This window comes from Devosia pacifica (assembly GCF_014652635.1).
GTDB lineage: Bacteria > Pseudomonadota > Alphaproteobacteria > Rhizobiales > Devosiaceae > Devosia > Devosia pacifica.
The window spans coordinates 1,078,680-1,098,099 of the sequence record NZ_BMZE01000002.1; the positions used below are offsets into that span (position 1 = coordinate 1,078,680).

Here is a 19,420-nt window from a genome sequence, read left to right on the forward strand (position 1 = left end):
AACGGAAACGGCGGCAACGGCAATGGCGGCGGCAACGGAAAGGGCTAGCGGCTAAGCCTCCGCTTGCTGGATGCGAGCTTTAGCGTATGCTCACTGGTTGCAGCCATGGGGTCGTCGGTGAGTGACGGGTCATCGAGACACTCAGTCCATAACGCCTGGCCCTATGCCCTCGATTGATAGGCTCGCCTTAGGCCTGCCAGTCTGAATCCAGCCCATGTTTAGCCGCACGCCCGAACGTCAGGCCGCGCCTATCCATGCAGGTCCTTGGTTGCTGTGCGCCCCCGCAACCAATCCTCAAAAAAACTCAACAAAATCAGTTTGTTAGCTTCCGGCGACATTCGCATCGTGCAATAAATTCAGCAAAATCAGATACTTAGCCAGGTGGGTTCAAATCTGCCGCAACCAATCTTCACGTAGCCGTCGTGCGCTCATTATGGCGTGCCACCGTGGCAGATCACGACCCCATTGCGGACGTTAAGTCCATTCTCACGAAGTACAAAAGCGGACGCTACTAGTCTCTTCAGAGGACCAGGAAACGTTTCACTAAGCACCCCACCTCGGTGATATTCATGATGAGGTTTTTGCAGATGCCTCCTCATGAGGCAAACCAACGCTATGCAATAGATCTGCAAGAGGGGCAGGCTGGCCATAGATGAAGCCTTGAACCTCCGCGCAGCCTTCCTGAGCGAGTATGGTCAATTGGTCGACTGTCTCCACACCCTCAACCAGCACACTTACCTGAAGGCTCTTTCCGAGCGCCAAAATCGTGCGAAGCATAGAGTGGCTTCGTGAATTCTCAGCTAGATTGGTAACGAAGCTGCGATCCACTTTAATTCGATCGAAGGAGAACGAATTCAACGTAGCCAACGACGAGTAGCCAGTACCGAAATCGTCGATCGCAATGGTGACGCCGAGGCCGTGCAGTTGCTGAAGGACCGGAAGGACCCGCTCCCTGTCGGATATGATAGCGGTCTCCGTCACTTCAAGCTCTAGCTGCGACGGATCGAGCCCCGACTTCTGCAATGCTTCTCGGACGTTGTCGACTAGGGTTGGATTGGTGAGTTGGAGCGGCGAAATATTGACGGCGATCTTCTGATGCACCTGCCAGGTTACAGCTTCTGCGCAGGCTTGCTGCAGGACCCATGCGCCGAGATCCAAGATTAGGCCGCTCTCTTCGGCAATCGGGATGAATACATCCGGGGGAACCAGCCCTTTCTGCGGATGTCGCCAACGCAGTAATGCCTCGTATCCAACAATGGCGTTGTTGCGCACTGCGTGCTGCTGCTGGAAATTCAGATAGAACTGCCCAGTCTCCAGAGCCCGCCGCATCTCATGGGCCAGAACACGCCGCTCTCTTGCAGCGTCATCCATGGATTGTTCGAAAAAGCTCGGGGTGACATCATTGGCGCCCTTGGCACGATACATCGCCAGGTCAGCGTTGCTGATCAACCGCTCGCTCGTCACGCCATCATCTGGAAAGATTGACACCCCGATACTCGTCTGCGGCAGGATCTCGATTTCATCAAGCTAGGCCCTGTCTGCCAGACGTTCGGTTAGGGCGGAAAGGTACTGCCTGAGCTCGTCAGCGTTCTCGAACTCGAAGAAGCCGACAAACTCATCGCCCCCAAAACGACCGAATCCACCGCCAACAGCGCAGGCTTGACGCAAGCGATCAGCCACGATCTGCAATAGCTTGTCGCCAACTGCGTGGCCATGCGTGTCGTTGATATCCTTGAAGCGATTGAGGTCGAGATTAATGACTGCCAGTCGTTGAGATTTCACATCCTGGCAAAGGTCGAGTGCTAGATTGAGCCGGTCTATAAGCAAGGTCCGATTTGGAAGACCCGTCAGCGGATCATGCCCGGCCAAATGTTGGATGCGGTCGGTCGCTGCCTTCTGCTCGGTTCGATCCCGCGTGATCTTCGCGTACCCCACGTGTTCTCCGCGGTGGCCGAAGACCGGCTCGATCAATACCTGAGCCCAGAATCGTGTTCCGTCCTTCCGATAACGCCATCCTTCTGTCTCGAACCTGCGGTTCGCCAGCGCTGTGGTGAGGGCAGCTTGTGCAGAGCCGGTGGTCGCAGCGTCGGCTCCCAGAAAGATGGAGAAGTGCTGACCAACAACCTCGTCCGCGCAATACCCCTTCAGGCGCGCGGCGCCGGCGTTCCATGTGCGAATATTTCCCATAACATCGAGCATGTAGATGGCGTGGTCGGTGACACCTTCCACTATGAGCCGATACTCATGGTCACGAGCGTGGCTTTGTTCGGCGGCAAGAACGCTGCGATCGCGTTCCGCGCCAAGAACAGCAAAAACCCCGCCAAGGACTATCGGAGCGAGCAGAATTACGAAATGGAGGGGGTTGTTGGAAATCAGCCAGCCCGGCTCGAATTTTTCCATGCCCAGCGACCAATGGTCGATGAGGAGAGCTATCGCGGGAAAACATGCGCCGAACAGCACTCCTGCTATCCCATACTTCTCGATGCTTTGAGTTGGTGATCGCATGCACACGTCCGTCTTCAAGCGAGTACATCTAACGATGAGACGTAAACGGCTGCCTAACCTATCGATCCTTGGGCAGTTGAACTTCGACGATCGCCTGAAAGCTAACGCGGCAAATGGGCTTTTGCCCGTACCGACAGCCCTATTGTGCAGTCAGTTCGTGTGAGCGGCGATCTTAAGCGTGAAGCAAACCGGTCTTGGTTCGATCGAGCTGAACAGCCGGTGCGGTCAGTGCCTTATCGGCATAGCTTATCATCGGCAGCGGGTCAGCTAGGCCCAAGCCGAGGATAAAATCAGACTTGCAGGAAGCCACCTCATGGCGACCGCACGCCGACATGTCATGCCGCGCCTATCCATGTAGGTCCTTGGTTGCTGTGCGCCCCCGCAACCAATTCTTGGAAAAATGCAGCGAAATCGTTGCGCGCTGATAATTGCGTGGCAGTTCGCGGCCCCGCTTCGGTCATTTCGATTCCCCACAGACTTACCAACGAGCAGACATTTATACGTCGCTCTCTCCTGCAAGGGCCTGTCCGGCAATGGTCCTTCTCTGGCGCGTTAACGGGTATATGAGGCAACCGGTTCTCGTACGACTGCCGCAAAGCCGAATACGGCTTGCTGAAGAAGCGCTCTCCGAATGGTGTTACGGCCACTTGCACCTCGAGATGTCCCGAGGTCACAATGATCCTGATCGGTGGTCACCTATCTCGCACGGCGGCCGCCAGCTTGAAGCCCCATGGATCCAGTCATATCTACATCGGCGAACAATACCTGAATATCCTGCCTCGCATCCAGCAATGTCGTGGCTTTAGGCTAAGGATAAACATCGGTTGGCGTAACGCGCCTTAAATCCAACGCAATTGTGGTAGAACGTTGTAATACGTTTACTGCCTCTGTTGGCTGAACTCATCCAGCCGGTATTTCCGGTGCTTGGCTTTTTCCTGCAATTTGCAAACGTCTTAGGCCTCCGCAGCATTCTGCTGGGAGGAAACATGCTCGTTTGCCTTGCTTCGAGCGAATATGGAAGGGCGCCAGGATGAATACCGGCACCGTCAAATTTTACAATTCAACCAAAGGCTTCGGCTTCATTACGCCCGACGAGGGCGGTCGCGACGCGTTTGTCCATGTGACCGCACTGGAGCGCGCTGGCATAGCTGGTCTGGGGGATGGCCAAAAGGTCAGCTACGATCTCGAGAACGGTCGCGACGGCCGCGAGTCTGCCATCAATCTGCAGCTGGCCTGAACCATAAAGAGAGCGCTCTCTGCGCTCTCTTCCAAACAAGGAGCCGAGCATGCAGCATCGTTTCAAAGCCGGCCAAATTCTGGCCCTACGTTCCGCGTCACGACAAAGCAATAGGCCCTCCGGGCCATGCGAGGTCATTTTCTGCCTTCCCCACGACAAGGGACCCATCCTCTATCGCGTGCGCTCAAGTAGCGAGACCGTCGAGCGCGTTGTTGAGGAGGTCGACCTGTCCCCGACCGATGTTATGAAGTCTCATGTTTTTGAGGCGGAGGCCGCCTTCAAGATCGCCGTCGTCAAGCGATGAGCACGATGGACTGGTCGACACCGGCGGACCTGTATTCCAGCGCTGAACTCAGACCCCGCGGAAGTCGGTACAAACGGTTTCCATCCACTGCTGAAGCGGTCCGCTTCGCAGTCGAAGAACTGTCGTCAATTGCGTTGCGTTCGACATCCATCGAAAACGACTACATAAGACATGAGGGGGAAGCGATCCGGGCTTTATATTATTCTGCGGACTATCCTTTAAGGCGGCAGTCGCGCTGAATAGGGCAACCTTTGAACTTGCCCCGGAAGAATGCCACACGCCATGCCGTGCATATCCATGTAGGTCCTCGGTTGCTACGCGCCCCGCAACCAATCGTTGGCTGCTAGCGATGGCCAAGAAGATGCCCGCCCGTGAGCCAAAGGCTTGCGGGTTTTTTTGTTTCCCGATCCTATCGGGTGGTCTGCACTATTCAACGGCGCAGCATCAGATCGGCTAGTGAAACGCCGACTCTTGGCGAAGAGCTATGCACCAGTCTGACTTTGTGCAGGCACAAGCATCCCCACGAAGAAGAGTTTGGTCAGCGCGATAGATCGTGGATCGAGGAGACGTCATCGGCGAATGGCACATTCCGACGGCGAAAGGATGCGCCCTCAACACATTTCGGTTCGCTGATACGGTCCATCCGAAAATGGCGGAAGTCTTCACGCGCCGGATCCCATGCCACCAGGTACCAAACCGGTGGCAGTATGAGCATGGCTTGGGGCTCGACTGTCCTGCTTGTCAACGCGCCTTTTCTGTCGCGGTAGAGAAAGTTCAGGCAGAACTGCTTGAGAAACGCTGTTTCAAACGCTGGCAGCAGCGCAGCCTCCACAGGCTTCATGTCCGATATGTCCACAAGCGGGGATAATTGCCCGACAAAGAGACAATCGAGAACTTTGCGCAGATCCCGCACCCGATCGGGCGGCAGAGCTTTTTCGAGCTTGGCAAGGCCAGAATTTGCAAGCTCGGCGAAGGGCAGGGTGCCCACGGCTCGCATTGACGCGACGCTGATCAGCAGGGCGAAGATCTCGGCGACCGAGAGTCGCGCTGTCGTCTGGACCGAGCGTGGATCCAATTGAAGCCCACCCCCGCGCCCCGGCTCGGAGTGAATAACGAAGCCTTGGTCGCGCAGAGCGCTGATATCGCGCAACAGCGTGCGTCGCGAGGCGCCGACGTCTTGTGCGAGCTGTGCAATTGTCGCGCTGCCGGTGCGGCGCAGGATACGCACTATGGCTTCATGTCGAAGGCGGATGTTCATCTCACACCCTATCGCGGAACAGTGCCAGTTTTTGGCACCATTACTCCTTAGTCAAGGCTTTGCCCCGATAGGCGGGACAGTGCAATGCCAATGACAAGCGCTTTGCTCTCTCCGCAAAGAGACAAGGAAAGACAATGAAGACCCCGACCGATTTCCCCGAGCCCACCCTCATCGCCGTCAACGGCGTAAACCTCGAGGTGTTTGAAGCAGGCCGCGAGAATGCAGGAAACCCGATCGTGCTCTGCCATGGCTGGCCCGAACTGGCGTATTCCTGGCGGCATCAGATTCCCGCGCTGGTCGATGCTGGATATCACGTCATCGCGCCCAATCAACGCGGCTACGGAAACTCGTCCAGTCCTACTGAGGTAGCCCAATATGACATCGAGCACCTCGCCGGTGATCTCGTCGCACTGCTTGACCACTATGGATATCGAGACGCGGCTTTCGTTGGCCATGATTGGGGCGCGATGGTCGTCTGGGGCCTGACGCTTTTACATCCCGAACGGGTCGCCAAGATCGTCAATTTGAGCCTGCCCTATCAGGAGCGGGGCGAGACTCCGTGGATCGAACTCCTCGAGATGCTGCTGGGCGGTGACTATTACTTCGTTCACTTCAATCGGCAGCCGGGGGTTGCGGAGGCAGTGCTGGACGAGAACGTATTTCGCTTTTTGCGCAACCTTTACCGGAAGAACCTGCCGCCTCAGCCGCCCGAGCCCGGCATGGCGATGATTAATCTGGCTCGGGCGAAAGAGCCGCTAGGGGAGCCGGTGATGCCTGACAGCGAGCTTGCCGTCTTCGTTTCCGCATTCGAGAAGACCGGCTTCACGGCAAGCATCAACTGGTACAGAAACCTCGACCGCAACTGGCACAGGCTGGCCGCGGCCGATCCGATCATTCGCCATCCCGCGCTCATGATCTATGGCGACCGCGATGTCATCCCGAAGTTTGAAAAGCTCGCAGACTTCGTGCCCAACGCCGATATTGTCAGCCTCGATTGCGGTCACTGGATACAGGAAGAAATGCCGCACGAAACGAACCGCGTCATCCTGACCTGGTTGGCGCAGGAGACTTCCGGCTGATCTCACTGCTGCCCTTCACGAGAATCTGGCGGACGCTGACGGGCGAGGACTTTCTGTGACGCGGTCTGCCGGGGCCCCACACTTCCGCGGGCCAACCAGTCCGTGATGCACTCTTACTGTTCCATTCCCGCTTGATGCGACAGTGCTGCGGCAAAAAATCTTGGCCTATCCCTTGAGAATGACATTCGTCGCCTATATGTCTGCGGGCTCCGCGCCTGTTCGGTCAAAAAGCTGACGGCGCCATTTGCTATGCGACACGGGTTGTCCCACGGAGGTTCGAGCGCAAAGATTGACGCTAGCTACGCCCTATTATCTTGTCGACAAGTCGATACTCCTCAAGAATCTCGAGAAAATATCGTATTTGCGTCAACGCTCGGGCGTGAAATGCCTGCTGGCCCTCAAATGCTTTGCGACCTGGAGTGTGTTCGACCTGATGGCCGAACACATGGATGGTACGACCTCTTCCTCACTTTTCGAAGTCAGGCTTGGCCGCGAGAAATTCGCGGGTGAGACGCACGCCTATTCCGTGGCCTATGCCGATGATGAGATCGATGAGGTTCTGGCCAATTCCGACAAGATCATCTTCAACTCCATCGGGCAGTTGACGCGGTTCGCGGACAAGAGCGCCACCCATGTGCGCGGACTGCGGGTCAATCCGCAGATCAGCTATTCCAGCTTCATCATAGCCGATCCGGCGCGGCCCTATAGCCGGCTGGGCGAGTGGGATGTCGAGCGCATCGATACGGTGATCGACCAGATCAGTGGCTTCATGTTCCACTGCAATTGCGAGAACGCCGATTTCGACAGCTTCTCAGACATCCTCGATACGATCGAGGAGCGGTTCGGGCACCTGATGGAGCGGCTTGACTGGATCAGCCTTGGCGGCGGCATTCACTTCACCGGCGAGGGCTATCCGCTCGACGCGCTGGCCGATCGGCTCAGGGCGTTCGGCGAGCGCTATGGCGTGACGGTCTATCTCGAGCCCGGCGAGGCTGCGGTAACCAAGTCGACGACGCTCGAGGTCACTGTCCTCGATACGCTCAACAACGGCAAGGATCTGGCGATCGTCGACTCCTCGATCGAGGCGCATATGCTCGATCTGCTGATTTATCGCGAAAGCGCGAAGCTGCATCCGAACGCTGGCGCGCACGAATACATGGTCTGCGGCAAGTCCTGTCTTGCCGGAGACATTTTTGGAGAATTCCGGTTCGAGACCGAACTGAAGCCCGGCGATCGCATTTCCATTGCAGATGCCGCTGGCTACACGATGGTGAAAAAGAACTGGTTCAACGGAGTCCGCATGCCGTCAATCGCCGTACGGCAGCTGGATGGTCGGGTGGAACTGATGAGACAGTTTACATTCGACGACTACGTCGCGAGCCTCTCCTGATGGAGGCGGCGTAGACGCAACCGCTGCTGGAGCCGCTCAGGCGCCAGTTCCGATTGTCGCGCGATCAGAAGGCAAGGTTGGAACCCGACTTGTCGATCGTGCTGTTAAAAGGTGTTTCGTGCGAAGTGAAAAAAAATGTCCTGATTATCGGGGCCGGGGGTGTCGCGCAGGTCGTCGCCCATAAGGCCGCAATGAGCAACGATGCGCTGGGTGATATCCATATTGCCTCGCGCACCGTCGATAAGTGCCACCAGATCGTTCAGAGCGTGCTCGAAAAACGGTCGCTGAAGATGCCTGGCGTGCTGCAAGCACACCAGCTCGACGCGCTCGATATCGCAGCCACCAAGGCCCTGATCGAGAAGACGCGGGCGCAGATCGTCATCAATGTCGGTTCGGCTTTCATCAACATGTCGGTCCTTGAGGCCTGCATGCAGACCGGCGCTGCCTATATTGACACCGCGATCCATGAAGATCCGAAAAAGATCTGCGAAACGCCGCCCTGGTACGGCAATTATGAGTGGAAGCGGGCCGAGCTTTGCGAGAAACGCGGGATCACCGCCATTCTCGGTGCCGGTTTTGATCCGGGCGTCGTCAACTCCTATGCCGCGCTTGCGGCAGAGCAGTATTTCGACACGATCGAGTCGATTGACATCATCGATGTCAATGCGGGCAGCCACGGCAAGTACTTCGCGACGAACTTCGACCCGGAGATCAACTTCCGCGAGTTCACGGGGCGTGTCTGGAGCTGGCAGGACCGGCAATGGACGCAGAACCAGATGTTCGAGGTCAAGCGCACCGACGACCTTCCGGTCGTTGGCGAGCAGACCACCTACATGACCGGCCACGACGAGATTCATTCGCTTTCGAAAAATCTCGACGTGCCCAATATCCGGTTCTGGATGGGCTTCGGCGAGCGCTACATCAACGTCTTTACGGTGCTGAAAAATCTCGGTCTTCTGTCCGAGCAGCCGATCACGACTGCCGAGGGCCAGGAAGTTGTGCCACTCAAGGTCGTGAAGGCCGTGCTTCCTGATCCATCATCGCTGGCTCCGGACTATTCCGGCAAGACCTGCATCGGTGATCTGGTGAAGGGCACTAAGGACGGCGTTGAGCGTGAAGTGTTCATCTACAACGTCGCCGATCACGAAGAATCCTACGGTGAAGTCGGCAGTCAGGCGATTTCCTACACCGCAGGTGTCCCACCAGTGGCGGCGGCACTGCTCATCGCCAACGGCAAGTGGGACGTCAAGCGTATGGCGAACATCGAGGAACTGACGCCGCAGCCATTCATCGAGTTACTGGACGGCATGGGCCTGCCGACCCGCATTCGTGACGAAAACGGTGATCGTGCGCTCACGATCGAAACGCCCGAGCCAGCCGCCGCCAAGGCGAAGCTTGCAATGGCGCACTGACCTGATGGGCCCGGCCAAGCGCCGGGCCCATCTTTTTGGTCGCTAGCGCGAGACGTAGCTGGGGAACTGCTGCTCGAAATCTGGGAAGTAGCGTGAGATATCGCTGATGTCGAAGCGCTCGAGAATTGCCCCAGGCGGCTCCCGGTCCAGTAAAAAGCGGAACGCGGCCTCAACGCAATCGACCGGCGCCGCCTTGCCAGCACCGAGCCGTTCAGCATCGGCTCTCGACAGTGTCACCCGGTGATGCGTCTGGGTGGATTCTCCGTCGAGTGTAACGCTAAAGACCATCGGGTCGGCCCCTTCGGACTGGGTTATCTCGATCATCGCGTTCTGGCTCCCGAAACTTGCGATCGTTTAAACACTGGTCTCGATCAGGCGTACGTCGTGTTCACTGCATAACTGGGCAATCTGAGCAGGGCATCTGTCGGTCACGAACGTATTGATCTGCTCCATGCGAGCAATGCGCACTGGCGCGCTGCGTTCGAATTTGCTCGAATCCGCAACAAGGATCACATGGCGCGCATTGGCGATGATGGCCTGCGCGACCTTCACCTCTCTGAAATCGTAATCGAGCAGCGCGCCTTCCGTGTCGAGTGCAGAGGCGCCGATGATGGCGTAATCGGCCTTGAACTGCCTGAAAAAATCGACGGCTGCCTCTCCCACGATGCCGCCATCAGATGCGCGCACAACGCCCCCCGCGATGACGACCTCCATGCCGGACTGGATGCGCATGCGGTTCGCCACATTGATGTTGTTGGTGATCACCATCAGCGTCTTGTGTTCGCTCAGAGCCTGACTGACCGCTTCGGTCGTCGTGCCGATATTGACGAAAACCGACGCGCCCTCCGGGATCAACGCCGCCGCCGCCTTGCCGATTTCGGTCTTCTGCTCCGCCGCGAGCTGCCGGCGTGCCTCGTATTCGAGGTTTTCGACGCTCGAAGGATATACGGCCCCACCGTGAACGCGCCGCAACTGGCCGGTCTCACACAAATCCGCAAGATCCTTGCGGATTGTTTGAACGCTGACGCCGAACTTGCGCGATAATGCATCGACTTCCACCTGGCCCTGATGGCGAGCAAGCAACAGGATTTCAGCTTGGCGATTGATGGACATCTGACGCTTTGGGTTGAGGCTCCCAAACTCTAGCGGTGTCAGGTGCGCGTGGAAAGTGCAGAAGGCTCAGCTAGTAGCGGATCGGACGTCTGGCCTTGATCTCAAGGATTCGCGAAATGTCCGATGCCTGCAGGTGCCGCCCGCGTTCGAGCAATTCAAGGACGTATTCGTCATAGCTCAATCCGAGGCTGTCGGCCTTGCGCGCATATCGTATAGCTATATCTGCAGGGAATTTCCGGGCGGCTATACGTGTGGCTTTCCACTCGAAATAGGTGCCGACAGGTCCATTGCCCCATTCGTGGGCAGGCTCGTCGAGCGGCGGGCCGCCATTATGGCCAAGCCCTGCACGTATATCTGGCGTGAAGCGTGTCATTGTATGCCCAAGCGTTCGTCTGCTATAATGGTACATATGGACACTATAGAAGACAACCAAGATGCTCGGCTAGGAGAGCGCATTCGCATCGAGCGGCATGCCCGGGGCTGGTCGCTTGCCGAACTCGCTGCGCGCTCAGGGGTCTCGAAGGCGATGATTCACAAGATCGAGCGGGGCGACAGCAGCCCGACAGCCGCGCTGCTCATGAAGCTGTCCGGCGCCTTCTCACTGAGCATGTCGCGCCTGATCGCGCGCGCAGAATTGGCGCCGTCCGGATTGTTGTTGCGCGAAACGGATCAGCCCCGCTGGCGGGACCCACAATCCGGATATGTGCGTCGGCAGGTATCACCAATCTCGGACATGCCGGTCGATCTTGTGCGGGTCGAGCTTCCGGCGGGCGCCACTGTCAGTGCGCCAGCCGCTTCCTACGCCTTCATACGCCAGCTGATCTGGGTGCTGCAGGGCCAGCTCGTATTCTGCGAAGGCGAGACCCGTCACGTCTTGGACAGTGGCGACTGTCTCGAGCTCGGGCCACCGCAGGATTGTGTCTTTCGCAATGAGAGTGATGCGCCGTGCACTTATGCAGTGGTGGTGCTGCAGACGAAATAGCGCTCAGCAATCCGGAAAGTTGACGGCCAGTCCGCCGCGGCTGGTCTCTTTGTAGCGGTCCGACATGTCGAGACCTGTCTGGCGCATCGCCTCGATACAGTTGTCGAGCGGCATGGCATGGGTGCCATCGCCTTTGAGTGCGAGGGACGCGGCTGTGACGGCCTTCACCGCGCCAAAAGCGTTGCGCTCGATGCATGGTATCTGGACAAGGCCGGCCACAGGATCGCAGGTCATCCCCATATGGTGTTCGAGGGCGATCTCCGCCGCATTCTCGATCTGTGCCGGGGTGCCACCCATCACCGCACACAGCCCGGCGGCCGCCATTGCAGACGCCGATCCGACCTCTCCCTGGCATCCCACTTCTGCGCCCGAGATCGAGGCACGATGCTTGATGATCCCGCCAATCGCGGCGGCCGTCAGCAGAAAGTTGCGGGTATCGGCCGCGCCGGCGCCGGATGTGAATTTCAGATAATACTTGATGACTGCGGGAATGACGCCGGCGGCGCCGTTGGTCGGGGCGGTAACGACGCGGCTACCAGCGGCGTTCTCTTCGTTCACCGCCATCGCGAAGACGCTCAGCCAGTCATTGGCCATCAGCGGGTCGACATCGTTGCGCTGCCATTTTTCGAGGAGACTCTCGTGAATGGCCTTAGCCCGGCGCCTGACGTTGAGGCCGCCCGGCATGATGCCATCGCGCTCGAGACCCCGCTCGATGCAGGAGTCCATGGCCTCCCAGATCTCATCGATGCGCCTGTCAAATCCGGCACTGCTCAAGGCAGCATCCTCGTTGGCTCGCTTCATCGCGGCGATCGAGAGACCGGACTGGTGCGCCATGTCGAGCATGCTGGCGGCATCGGCGAACGGGTAGGGGACATCGGCATCGGCAGGAGAGGCAGTCTTGAACGCCTCGAGCTCTGCTTCGGAAACAACGAAGCCGCCGCCGACAGAATAATAGACGCGGCGCAGCAGCAGCTGGCCGTCGGCATCGAAGGCACTGAACTGCAGCCCATTGGGGTGGCCGGGCAGAGGGTGCTGCTTGTCGAAGACCAAATCGCGCACCGGGCGAAACCGATAGCTAGGATGGCCGGGCGGCGACACTGTGCCACTCGCCTCGACCTGTGCGACGCGCGCGTCCATCGTATCGGGATCTATGGTGTCGGGCGCTTCACCACAAAGGCCGAGGATGACCGCGCGGCCGGTGCCGTGCCCTACGCCTGTAAACGCCAGCGAGCCGTGCAGGCTGGCCGTAAGCGCGGTGGGGCGTGCGTTGCGGGCGCGAGGATAGTCACCGCTCTTGAGTTCGTCGAGAAACCGGTTCGCGGCACTCATCGGTCCCATCGTGTGGGAGCTCGAAGGGCCGATACCAATTTTGAAGATGTCGAAGACCGACAGGAACATGCGTAACCTTGGACCGTGGCGCGTTCAACTGCAAGCTGAAGCGCGCAAAACGCTCATGCGGTAGGACGCACCGAGAACCCCGTGGGGATGTCTCCGGACCAGCACTGGTTGACGACGCCACTCACGCCCGCTGCGTGCGGACCGATCCGGCAGTCATCCACCATGGTTTCTACCTTCTCGCGGTCGCCGTGAAACATCGCCTCTACGCGTCCGTCCGCAAGGTTGCGAACCCAGCCATCGAGTCCACGCGAGAGTGCTTCCTCGTTGATCCAGGCGCGATAGCCAACACCTTGGACCCGGCCGGAGATGAAGACATGTGCTGTGAGCATTGAGAGCTCCTCATGGCTTACATGGTCGCGCCAACCTGCCAGGGGACGAATTCATTGTCGCCATAGCCCAGCAGCTCGGATTTGGTCTTCTCACCGGAAGCGACCCGCAGCAGTAGCTCGAATATCTCCCGGCCCTTGTCCTCTATGCTAACGCCTTCGACGATGTCGCCGCAATTCACATCCATGTCTTCGCTCATGCGCGCGTACATGTCCGAATTGGTTGCGAGCTTTATCGAGGGCACGGGCTTGCAGCCATAGGCCGATCCGCGGCCGGTGCTGAAGGTCAGAAGGTTTGCACCGCCTGCAACCTGCCCGGTGGCTGATACGGGGTCGAAGCCGGGTGTATCCATGAATACGAAACCCTTTTCGGTGACCTGCTCGGCATATTCATAAACAGCCGTCAGCGGCGTGCTGCCGCCCTTGGCAGCGGCGCCGAGCGACTTTTCGAGGATTGTCGTCAGCCCGCCGAGCTTGTTGCCTGGGGATGGATTGTTGTTCATTTCCCCCTTGTTGCGCTCGGTATAGTCCTCCCACCAGTGAATCCGCTCGATCAGCTTTTCACCGACTTCGCGTGAGATGGCACGCCGGGTCAACAGATGCTCCGCGCCATAGATCTCTGGCGTTTCAGAGAGAATTGCCGTGCCGCCATTGCGCACGAGAATATCTGCCGCAATCCCGAGTGCCGGGTTTGCGGTAATGCCGGAATACCCGTCAGATCCGCCGCACTGCAAAGCCAGTGTGAGTTCGCTGGCCGAGACGGTTTCGCGGCGAGCGCGCTGGGCGACATGCAGCATCTCGCGGACGCGCTCGAGACCCTTTTCGATGCTCTTTCGGGTGCCCCCGGATTCCTGGATGGTCATCGTCTGGAAGGTTTCGGAATCGGTGATGTTGTAGATCTCTTTCATCCGGCCGATCTGGAAGACTTCACAGCCGAGCCCGACAAGCAGCACCGCGCCGACATTCGGGTTGGTGGCATAGCCCCACTGGGTCCGCTTGAGGATGTCGAAACCCTCACCCTTGCTTTCCATCCCGCACCCTGTGCCGTGGACGAAAGGCACCACACCGTCGACGCCGGGAAACTCGTCAAGCATGCCCGAGCGGTTGACGGCGTCTGCGATGAATTTAGCGACGGTCGCCGAGCAGTTCACGGATGTCAGGATGCCGACATAGTTGCGGGTACCAACCTTGCCGTTGCTGCGCCGAAACCCTTCGAATGTCGGGCGCTCGGTCTCCGGAACCATTTGTGGCGCAATGGCTGCGGCGCCGAAGTCATAATCGCGGGCGAAGGCACCGTTCTCGATGCCCATCCCACAATTGTGCTCATGCACCCACTCGCCGGCCGGAATGTCGGTGGTGGCAAACCCGATGATCTGACCGAACTTGATCACCGGCTTTCCGGTCTCGATGGCGCGGGTCGCAAACTTGTGGCCCTTCGGGACGCGCTTGCTGGTTGTCACCCCCTCGGGCGTCTCGGTGCCAACATCAAGATTGGCAAGCGCCACTGCGACGTTGTCTTCGGCGCTCAGCACCAGGGTGCGCGGCTGTGGGCGGGTCATGGTTTCGGACATGGTGTAATAGCTTTCGCTGTGTCTCAACTCGATTGACGCTTCGCACACCTGCCATCATCCTCGGCGGGCGGCGGCGCAGCTTGTCAATCATCACGGCTCTAACTAACATGTTAGCATGAATTCGGAAGCCGGTCCTTATGAATTTCTTGTGCGTCCCGCCTCCATGGCGCGAGGCAATGTCACCAATGACGTGACGGCGACACTGCGTCAGGCGATCGTACAACTGACGCTTGCGCCCGGCGAGGTCATCGACAAGAACGCGATCTGCACCCAGCTCGCTGTATCCCGGTTCCCGGTCAGCGAGGCTCTCGCACGGCTGTCCGCAGAGGGCCTCGTCGATATCCTGCCGCAGCGCGGGTCGCGCGTATCGCTGGTACGGATTGCCGATGCGCGCGAATACATGCTGATCCGCAAGGCGCTCGAGAGCGAGGCGCTGCGGGTCCTCATCGGCACCCATCAGCCGGATCTGGTGGCGGCGCTTCAGCGCAACATCGCCGATCAGCGCGAGGCTGCCCGGCACGACGATGCGGGTACCTTCCATTATCTCGATGTCGACTTTCACGACATCATGTTTCGAACCATGCATTTCTCGAAGATCCGAACGATCATCGACTCGGCGCGCGCCAATCTCGACAGGGCGCGGCGGCTGATCATCACGCCCCGGCGCCTCGCGGTGACCATTTCCGAACATCAGGCAATCTTCGATGCCATTCTCGCGGGAGATGCCGCGGCCGCCTCGAAGGCGGTGCGCGCGCATATCGATGCGGTGATGGTCGAGTTGTTTGCTTTCGCGCGCCAGCAACCACAGCTCTTCGCCGATGGCGACACACTGGCTGCAACTGCTGAGCAGGACATATTTCCCTTCGGCTGATCGAGGGACACGAGGAGACACTTATGCTCAAAGGCATTCCGCCAATTCTTTCGCCCGATCTGCTGAAAATCCTGAGGGCCATGGGGCATGGCGACGAGATTGCCATCGTCGATGCGAACTACCCGGCCGAGAGCGCAGGACCCCGGCTTGTGCGCCTTGACGGACAATCTGCAACCGATGTCCTCGATGCCATTCTCGGCCTGATGCCGCTCGACAGCTATGTCGAGCACGCCGCCTTTTGCATGCAGGTGGTCGGTGAACCCGATCGCGTCGAGCCAATCATGGAAGAGTTCTCGTCGATCATCTCGCACCATGAGACTGGTTTCGATCTCGGATCGATTGAGCGGTTCGCCTTCTATGATCGCGTCAGATCGGCCTACGCCATTGTCCAGACTGGCGAAACACGACTTTACGGAAACGTTTTGCTGAAAAAGGGCGTGATTTCGCCTGACGACAAATGATGCCGCATGGCTGAAATGGTGGACGCTTGTGCCGAAGCCTGCCTTTTATCAAAGCGACTGCCGGGTCTATAGCACCAACTAACATGTTAGAGGAGATGGACGAATGAAGCTGCTGCGCGTCGGAGCCAAGGGTGCCGAAAAGCCTGCGATACTGGACAATAATGGCACGATCCGCGATCTGAGCGGCGTAGTCGATGATATCGCCGGAGAGGTGCTGACGCCCGATGGGCTGTCGCGTATCTCTGGCGCGGATTTGTCGAGCCTGCCGGAACTCGATGCAGGCCAGCGGATCGGTCCGTGCGTCGGCTCTGTCGGCAAGTTCATCTGCATCGGTCTCAACTATGCAGACCACGCTGCTGAAACCGGAGCGGATATTCCCAAGGAGCCGATCCTGTTCATGAAGGCCACCAGCGCAATCTGCGGCCCTAATGATGAAGTGATGATCCCGAAAAATTCGATCAAACCGGATTGGGAAGTCGAACTCGGCATCGTCATCGGCAAGGAAGCGCGCAATGTCGAGGAAGCCGATGCAATGGAGCATGTGGCCGGCTATTGCGTCGTCAACGATCTGTCCGAGCGGCACTTTCAGATCGAACGCGGTGGCCAGTGGGTCAAGGGCAAGTCGGCGGACACGTTCGGTCCGATCGGGCCCTGGATGGTGACGCGCGATGAGGTCGCGGATCCACAGAATCTCAAGATGTGGCTCGAGGTCGATGGCCATCGCTACCAGGACGGCTCGACACAAACGATGATCTTTGGGGTTCAGCACCTCGTTCACTACATCAGTCAGTTCATGAGCTTGCAGCCGGGTGACATCATTACCACCGGCACACCTCCAGGGGTCGGCATGGGGATCAAGCCGGAGCCGGTGTGGCTGAAGCCCGGCAACGTGATGCGCCTCGGGGTCGAGGGGCTCGGCGAGCAGCAGCAGACCGTCGTGGCATACGCCGCAAAATAGGCGTCTAGTCGAAGGTCGCGTGGGAACACATAGGCTGTTCCCACGCTAACGTCCCGTTAACGTCTCGCTGAGGGTGTCATGAGCAAACTTGATGTCACTGTCGAACACACACGCGAAGAAGCTGGCGGACGCTATTGGGCGACGCTCGACCCTGATCATGAAGCGGAGATGACCTATCGCTGGGTCTCGGAAGGCGTGATGTCGATCGACCACACGCTGACCCCGCCGAAATACGAGGGCCGGGGGGTTGCCTTGCAGCTTGTTGAAGCCTCGATAAAGGATGCGCGGGAGCAGGGGTTCACGATCATTCCCCGCTGTCCCTATGTCGCCGTACAATTTCGCCGTCATCCCGAATGGGGCGACCTGCTGGCACGCTAGAGCTTACCAGCGTATATCGTCGGCGCCCTCTGCGAGCATCGGTTCGAGCATGGTCCAGGCAATCTCTGCTTTCGGCGCTCCATAAGCGTAGGCGGAGACTTCGTAGGGATTAAACTGGACGCTGAGAGCATAATCGCCAAAATTCCAGCGGGCCGGATCGACAGCGATCTCGGCGATGTCCTGCTCGAAATCATCCCAAAGAGCGTCACCATGCTGGTCGCGCAAGGCCTGTGCAGTCAATTTGACCAGCCGTTGCTCCCATCCCTCGCCAGCGAACAGATCCGATGCCCGCATCTCGCGCTTCTCGTCGATCAGGTAGTGGATATAGGTGCCGAGGTAGTTTCCGTGTGCGGCGCCATGCCCATACCAGAACAAATTGTCCGACAGGGTGATGCGGTTGGCGGTGACCGTCTCAACGGTAATGCTGACATCGACATCCTCTGAGGATGAAGCGCTTTCGTCGCTACCTGCCCAGCTTTGCGCACGGTGTGCCATCATCACGTCGTTGAACGAGCCAGACAATTCGCTTCCATCTATGAGCGGCATCGAGAAGACGTGGCTGGCGATACGCCAGTACGAAATCGGCTCGGCGTCAGGGTCGATCTCGGCGGAATAGTCGGACTGCAGGTAGAAGCGATGGCCCCCGATCATGCGACTGGTCTCAAGGACCTCGATGCGGTCGCGATAGGCGCCGAGCAAGCAGTCGGGCGTCGTCACCGGGCTTTGTGGCGAAGGCAAAGCGATGCAGCTGCGTTCGGCGTAGGACAGCCAGTCGCGCTGATCAGCCTGCATGCTCGCGCGCGCTTCATCGCTCAAGCCGCCGAGCGCGGTGGCGTAGGCCTTGGCCAGCGTTTCATCGGCTCTCGAGAGGTCTGGCGTTTCACACACTGCCTGTTCGAACTGCGTTTGTGCAGCCGAACAGTCAAAGCTCGCCGATTGGGCAGGCAACGCTGGAATGAAAAAGGCCGCGAGACAGAAAGGCAGGATGAGGGCACGCATCGAAAGGTCTCCCGTTTGCCGGCAGAATAGCATGGTTCGAAGCGGGCGCCAGAGCATGGAAGGCAGGGTGGGCTGATCAGCCCACCCTGCAATCATCAGGGTTCGAGGTGGCCCTGGCCGGGATCTTGACGCGCGCTGATATCGGGCTCGTTGCGGGTCTTCCACAGGGAGTAGAGAACCCCTGCCGCCAGAATGCCAATCGTCACGCCCAGAGACAGCAGCGTGTCGATATGGATACCGACCGGCACAAGGAAAATCTTGATGCCAATGAGTACGAGAATGATCGCCAGCGAAACCTGCAGATAGCGGAACCGGTTCATCGCCGCCGCCAGCGCGAAGTAGAGCGCACGCAATCCGAGAATAGCGAAGATGTTCGAGGTGTAGACAATGAAGGTGTCCTGCGTCACTGCGAACACGGCAGGAACGGAGTCGACGGCGAATATGACGTCGACGATCTCAACCATGATCAGCGCCACCGCCAGAGGCGTCAGGAACAGCGCCATCTTTCCGGTCTTGGGGTCTTCCTGGCGCACCGTGAAGGCGCGGCCATGCAGCTGATTGGTGATCGGCAGGTGGCGGCGCAGGAAGTTGAGGATCGGATTGTTTTCCATATCCCCCTCATCTTCTTCGTGCACGAACATGCGGATGCCCGTGAAGACGAGGAAAGCGCCGAATATGAACAGGATCCAATCGAAAGAATGGACCAGCGCTGCCCCAACCCCAATCAGCACCGCGCGGAACAGGATGACGCCGAGAATGCCCCAGAACAGCACTCGGTGCTGGTAGAGCCGCGGAATGCCGAGAAAGCCGAAAATCGTCGCGATGACAAACATGTTGTCCATCGCAAGGCTCTGTTCGATCAAATAGCCGGTGTAAAATTCCAGCCCGGCCTGCGAGCCTCTCGAGACCCACACCCAAACGCCGAAAGCCAGCGCGACCAGCACATAGAACCCGTAAAGGGTCAGGCTCTCCTTGGCTGAGATTTCGTGTTCATCCCGGTGCAGAATCCCGAGGTCGAACACCAGAATGATCAGGACGATAGCGATAAAGGCGACCCAGAAATAAACTGGTGTGCCGAGCAGATCGCCCATAAGGGCGCCAAAAAGCGGTTCCATACCGGACCATCTCCACAAAAGAATTGGGAGCAGCTCCGACATCACGAGGCGATCTCTCGATCA

The 19,420-nt window shown here is 58.6% G+C and carries 21 protein-coding genes; 10 read left to right on the plus strand and 11 right to left on the minus strand.

The window, feature by feature from the left end:
* Nucleotides 1-567: 567 nt before the first annotated feature.
* Nucleotides 568-1,488, minus strand: a complete 921-nt coding sequence (locus tag IE127_RS19630) for a putative bifunctional diguanylate cyclase/phosphodiesterase (protein ID WP_210310483.1) — start codon at nt 1,486-1,488, stop codon at nt 568-570.
* Between the two features lie 39 nt (nt 1,489-1,527).
* Nucleotides 1,528-2,505, minus strand: a complete 978-nt coding sequence (locus IE127_RS19635) for a diguanylate cyclase domain-containing protein (protein ID WP_210310485.1) — start codon at nt 2,503-2,505, stop codon at nt 1,528-1,530.
* A 1,030-nt stretch (nt 2,506-3,535) separates the two neighbouring features.
* Here IE127_RS19635 and IE127_RS12410 point away from each other — a divergent pair.
* Together IE127_RS12410 and IE127_RS12415 are read left to right on the plus strand one after the other, a co-directional pair.
* Nucleotides 3,536-3,742 (plus strand): cold-shock protein, encoded by a 207-nt coding sequence (locus IE127_RS12410; protein ID WP_189425965.1) that lies wholly within the window; start codon nt 3,536-3,538, stop codon nt 3,740-3,742.
* 49 nt (nt 3,743-3,791) lie between these two features.
* A complete protein-coding gene (locus IE127_RS12415) occupies nt 3,792-4,046 on the plus strand; it encodes a hypothetical protein (RefSeq protein WP_189425966.1) in 255 nt (84 codons plus the stop codon).
* A 538-nt stretch (nt 4,047-4,584) separates the two neighbouring features.
* Here the strand turns inward: IE127_RS12415 and IE127_RS12420 are convergent.
* Entirely contained in the window at nt 4,585-5,304 is a 720-nt protein-coding gene (locus IE127_RS12420; RefSeq protein ID WP_189425967.1) for a helix-turn-helix transcriptional regulator, read from the minus strand.
* 134 nt (nt 5,305-5,438) lie between these two features.
* Here IE127_RS12420 and IE127_RS12425 point away from each other — a divergent pair, with 134 nt between their 5' ends.
* The 3 genes from IE127_RS12425 to IE127_RS12435 all read left to right on the plus strand — a co-directional run bounded on the left by IE127_RS12425 (nt 5,439) and on the right by IE127_RS12435 (nt 9,185).
* Complete coding sequence (locus IE127_RS12425; RefSeq protein ID WP_189425968.1) at nt 5,439-6,383, plus strand: alpha/beta fold hydrolase; 945 nt, start codon at nt 5,439-5,441, stop codon at nt 6,381-6,383.
* Between the two features lie 289 nt (nt 6,384-6,672).
* Nucleotides 6,673-7,773, plus strand: a complete 1,101-nt coding sequence (locus IE127_RS12430) for a carboxynorspermidine decarboxylase (protein ID WP_189425969.1) — start codon at nt 6,673-6,675, stop codon at nt 7,771-7,773.
* Between the two features lie 125 nt (nt 7,774-7,898).
* On the plus strand, nt 7,899-9,185 hold the full coding sequence (locus IE127_RS12435) for a saccharopine dehydrogenase family protein (protein WP_189425970.1): 1,287 nt from the start codon (nt 7,899-7,901) through the stop codon (nt 9,183-9,185).
* A 42-nt stretch (nt 9,186-9,227) separates the two neighbouring features.
* Here the strand turns inward: IE127_RS12435 and IE127_RS12440 are convergent, their stop codons facing one another.
* The 3 genes from IE127_RS12440 to IE127_RS12450 all read right to left on the minus strand — a co-directional run bounded on the left by IE127_RS12440 (nt 9,228) and on the right by IE127_RS12450 (nt 10,671).
* Nucleotides 9,228-9,509 (minus strand): hypothetical protein, encoded by a 282-nt coding sequence (locus IE127_RS12440; protein WP_189425971.1) that lies wholly within the window; start codon nt 9,507-9,509, stop codon nt 9,228-9,230.
* A 30-nt stretch (nt 9,510-9,539) separates the two neighbouring features.
* Nucleotides 9,540-10,298, minus strand: coding sequence for a DeoR/GlpR family DNA-binding transcription regulator (locus IE127_RS12445; RefSeq protein ID WP_189425972.1), 759 nt, complete (start codon nt 10,296-10,298; stop codon nt 9,540-9,542).
* A 70-nt stretch (nt 10,299-10,368) separates the two neighbouring features.
* Nucleotides 10,369-10,671: a hypothetical protein gene (locus IE127_RS12450; protein WP_189425973.1), complete on the minus strand. Its 303-nt coding sequence runs from the start codon at nt 10,669-10,671 to the stop codon at nt 10,369-10,371.
* A 36-nt stretch (nt 10,672-10,707) separates the two neighbouring features.
* On the opposite strand from IE127_RS12450, the gene IE127_RS12455 reads away from it, so the two are divergent.
* Nucleotides 10,708-11,280, plus strand: coding sequence for a helix-turn-helix domain-containing protein (locus tag IE127_RS12455; protein WP_189425974.1), 573 nt, complete (start codon nt 10,708-10,710; stop codon nt 11,278-11,280).
* A 3-nt stretch (nt 11,281-11,283) separates the two neighbouring features.
* Here the strand turns inward: IE127_RS12455 and IE127_RS12460 are convergent, their stop codons facing one another.
* The 3 genes from IE127_RS12460 to IE127_RS12470 are packed head-to-tail and all read right to left on the minus strand — an operon-like array spanning nt 11,284 to nt 14,575.
* A complete protein-coding gene (locus IE127_RS12460) occupies nt 11,284-12,678 on the minus strand; it encodes an L-serine ammonia-lyase (protein ID WP_189425975.1) in 1,395 nt (464 codons plus the stop codon).
* Between the two features lie 53 nt (nt 12,679-12,731).
* Entirely contained in the window at nt 12,732-13,007 is a 276-nt protein-coding gene (locus IE127_RS12465) for an acylphosphatase (protein ID WP_189425976.1), read from the minus strand.
* A 17-nt stretch (nt 13,008-13,024) separates the two neighbouring features.
* The gene (locus IE127_RS12470; RefSeq protein WP_189426122.1) at nt 13,025-14,575 is read right to left on the minus strand and encodes a UxaA family hydrolase; all 1,551 of its coding nucleotides are present in this window, start codon (nt 14,573-14,575) and stop codon (nt 13,025-13,027) included.
* A 115-nt stretch (nt 14,576-14,690) separates the two neighbouring features.
* On the opposite strand from IE127_RS12470, the gene IE127_RS12475 reads away from it, so the two are divergent.
* The 4 genes from IE127_RS12475 to IE127_RS12490 all read left to right on the plus strand — a co-directional run bounded on the left by IE127_RS12475 (nt 14,691) and on the right by IE127_RS12490 (nt 17,243).
* A complete protein-coding gene (locus IE127_RS12475; protein WP_189425977.1) occupies nt 14,691-15,446 on the plus strand; it encodes a GntR family transcriptional regulator in 756 nt (251 codons plus the stop codon).
* A gap of 23 nt (nt 15,447-15,469) precedes the next feature.
* Entirely contained in the window at nt 15,470-15,907 is a 438-nt protein-coding gene (locus tag IE127_RS12480) for an RbsD/FucU family protein (RefSeq protein WP_189425978.1), read from the plus strand.
* A 103-nt stretch (nt 15,908-16,010) separates the two neighbouring features.
* Nucleotides 16,011-16,865, plus strand: coding sequence for a fumarylacetoacetate hydrolase family protein (locus IE127_RS12485; RefSeq protein ID WP_189425979.1), 855 nt, complete (start codon nt 16,011-16,013; stop codon nt 16,863-16,865).
* 78 nt (nt 16,866-16,943) lie between these two features.
* On the plus strand, nt 16,944-17,243 hold the full coding sequence (locus tag IE127_RS12490; protein WP_189425980.1) for a GNAT family N-acetyltransferase: 300 nt from the start codon (nt 16,944-16,946) through the stop codon (nt 17,241-17,243).
* A gap of 3 nt (nt 17,244-17,246) precedes the next feature.
* On the opposite strand, the gene IE127_RS12495 is transcribed toward IE127_RS12490, so the two are convergent.
* Nucleotides 17,247-18,242 carry a DUF3298 domain-containing protein gene (locus tag IE127_RS12495; RefSeq protein ID WP_189425981.1) on the minus strand — a complete coding sequence of 332 codons (996 nt, stop codon included), beginning with the start codon at nt 18,240-18,242 and terminating at the stop codon, nt 17,247-17,249.
* 95 nt (nt 18,243-18,337) lie between these two features.
* Nucleotides 18,338-19,357, minus strand: coding sequence for a TerC family protein (locus tag IE127_RS12500; RefSeq protein WP_189425982.1), 1,020 nt, complete (start codon nt 19,355-19,357; stop codon nt 18,338-18,340).
* Nucleotides 19,358-19,420 lie beyond the last annotated feature (63 nt).

Bases quoted from the DNA above. Each gene is read 5' to 3' on its own strand.
- IE127_RS19635 (WP_210310485.1), bottom strand. From the start codon at position 2,505: ATGCGATCACCAACTCAAAGCATCGAGAAGTATGGGATAGCAGGAGTG.
- IE127_RS12410 (WP_189425965.1), top strand. From the start codon at position 3,536: ATGAATACCGGCACCGTCAAATTTTACAATTCAACCAAAGGCTTCGGC.
- IE127_RS12415 (WP_189425966.1), top strand. From the start codon at position 3,792: ATGCAGCATCGTTTCAAAGCCGGCCAAATTCTGGCCCTACGTTCCGCG.
- IE127_RS12420 (WP_189425967.1), bottom strand. From the start codon at position 5,304: ATGAACATCCGCCTTCGACATGAAGCCATAGTGCGTATCCTGCGCCGC.
- IE127_RS12425 (WP_189425968.1), top strand. From the start codon at position 5,439: ATGAAGACCCCGACCGATTTCCCCGAGCCCACCCTCATCGCCGTCAAC.
- IE127_RS12440 (WP_189425971.1), bottom strand. From the start codon at position 9,509: ATGATCGAGATAACCCAGTCCGAAGGGGCCGACCCGATGGTCTTTAGC.
- IE127_RS12445 (WP_189425972.1), bottom strand. From the start codon at position 10,298: ATGTCCATCAATCGCCAAGCTGAAATCCTGTTGCTTGCTCGCCATCAG.
- IE127_RS12450 (WP_189425973.1), bottom strand. From the start codon at position 10,671: ATGACACGCTTCACGCCAGATATACGTGCAGGGCTTGGCCATAATGGC.
- IE127_RS12455 (WP_189425974.1), top strand. From the start codon at position 10,708: ATGGACACTATAGAAGACAACCAAGATGCTCGGCTAGGAGAGCGCATT.
- IE127_RS12460 (WP_189425975.1), bottom strand. From the start codon at position 12,678: ATGTTCCTGTCGGTCTTCGACATCTTCAAAATTGGTATCGGCCCTTCG.
- IE127_RS12465 (WP_189425976.1), bottom strand. From the start codon at position 13,007: ATGCTCACAGCACATGTCTTCATCTCCGGCCGGGTCCAAGGTGTTGGC.
- IE127_RS12470 (WP_189426122.1), bottom strand. From the start codon at position 14,575: ATGTCCGAAACCATGACCCGCCCACAGCCGCGCACCCTGGTGCTGAGC.
- IE127_RS12475 (WP_189425977.1), top strand. From the start codon at position 14,691: ATGAATTCGGAAGCCGGTCCTTATGAATTTCTTGTGCGTCCCGCCTCC.
- IE127_RS12480 (WP_189425978.1), top strand. From the start codon at position 15,470: ATGCTCAAAGGCATTCCGCCAATTCTTTCGCCCGATCTGCTGAAAATC.
- IE127_RS12485 (WP_189425979.1), top strand. From the start codon at position 16,011: ATGAAGCTGCTGCGCGTCGGAGCCAAGGGTGCCGAAAAGCCTGCGATA.
- IE127_RS12490 (WP_189425980.1), top strand. From the start codon at position 16,944: ATGAGCAAACTTGATGTCACTGTCGAACACACACGCGAAGAAGCTGGC.
- IE127_RS12495 (WP_189425981.1), bottom strand. From the start codon at position 18,242: ATGCGTGCCCTCATCCTGCCTTTCTGTCTCGCGGCCTTTTTCATTCCA.
- IE127_RS12500 (WP_189425982.1), bottom strand. From the start codon at position 19,357: ATGGAACCGCTTTTTGGCGCCCTTATGGGCGATCTGCTCGGCACACCA.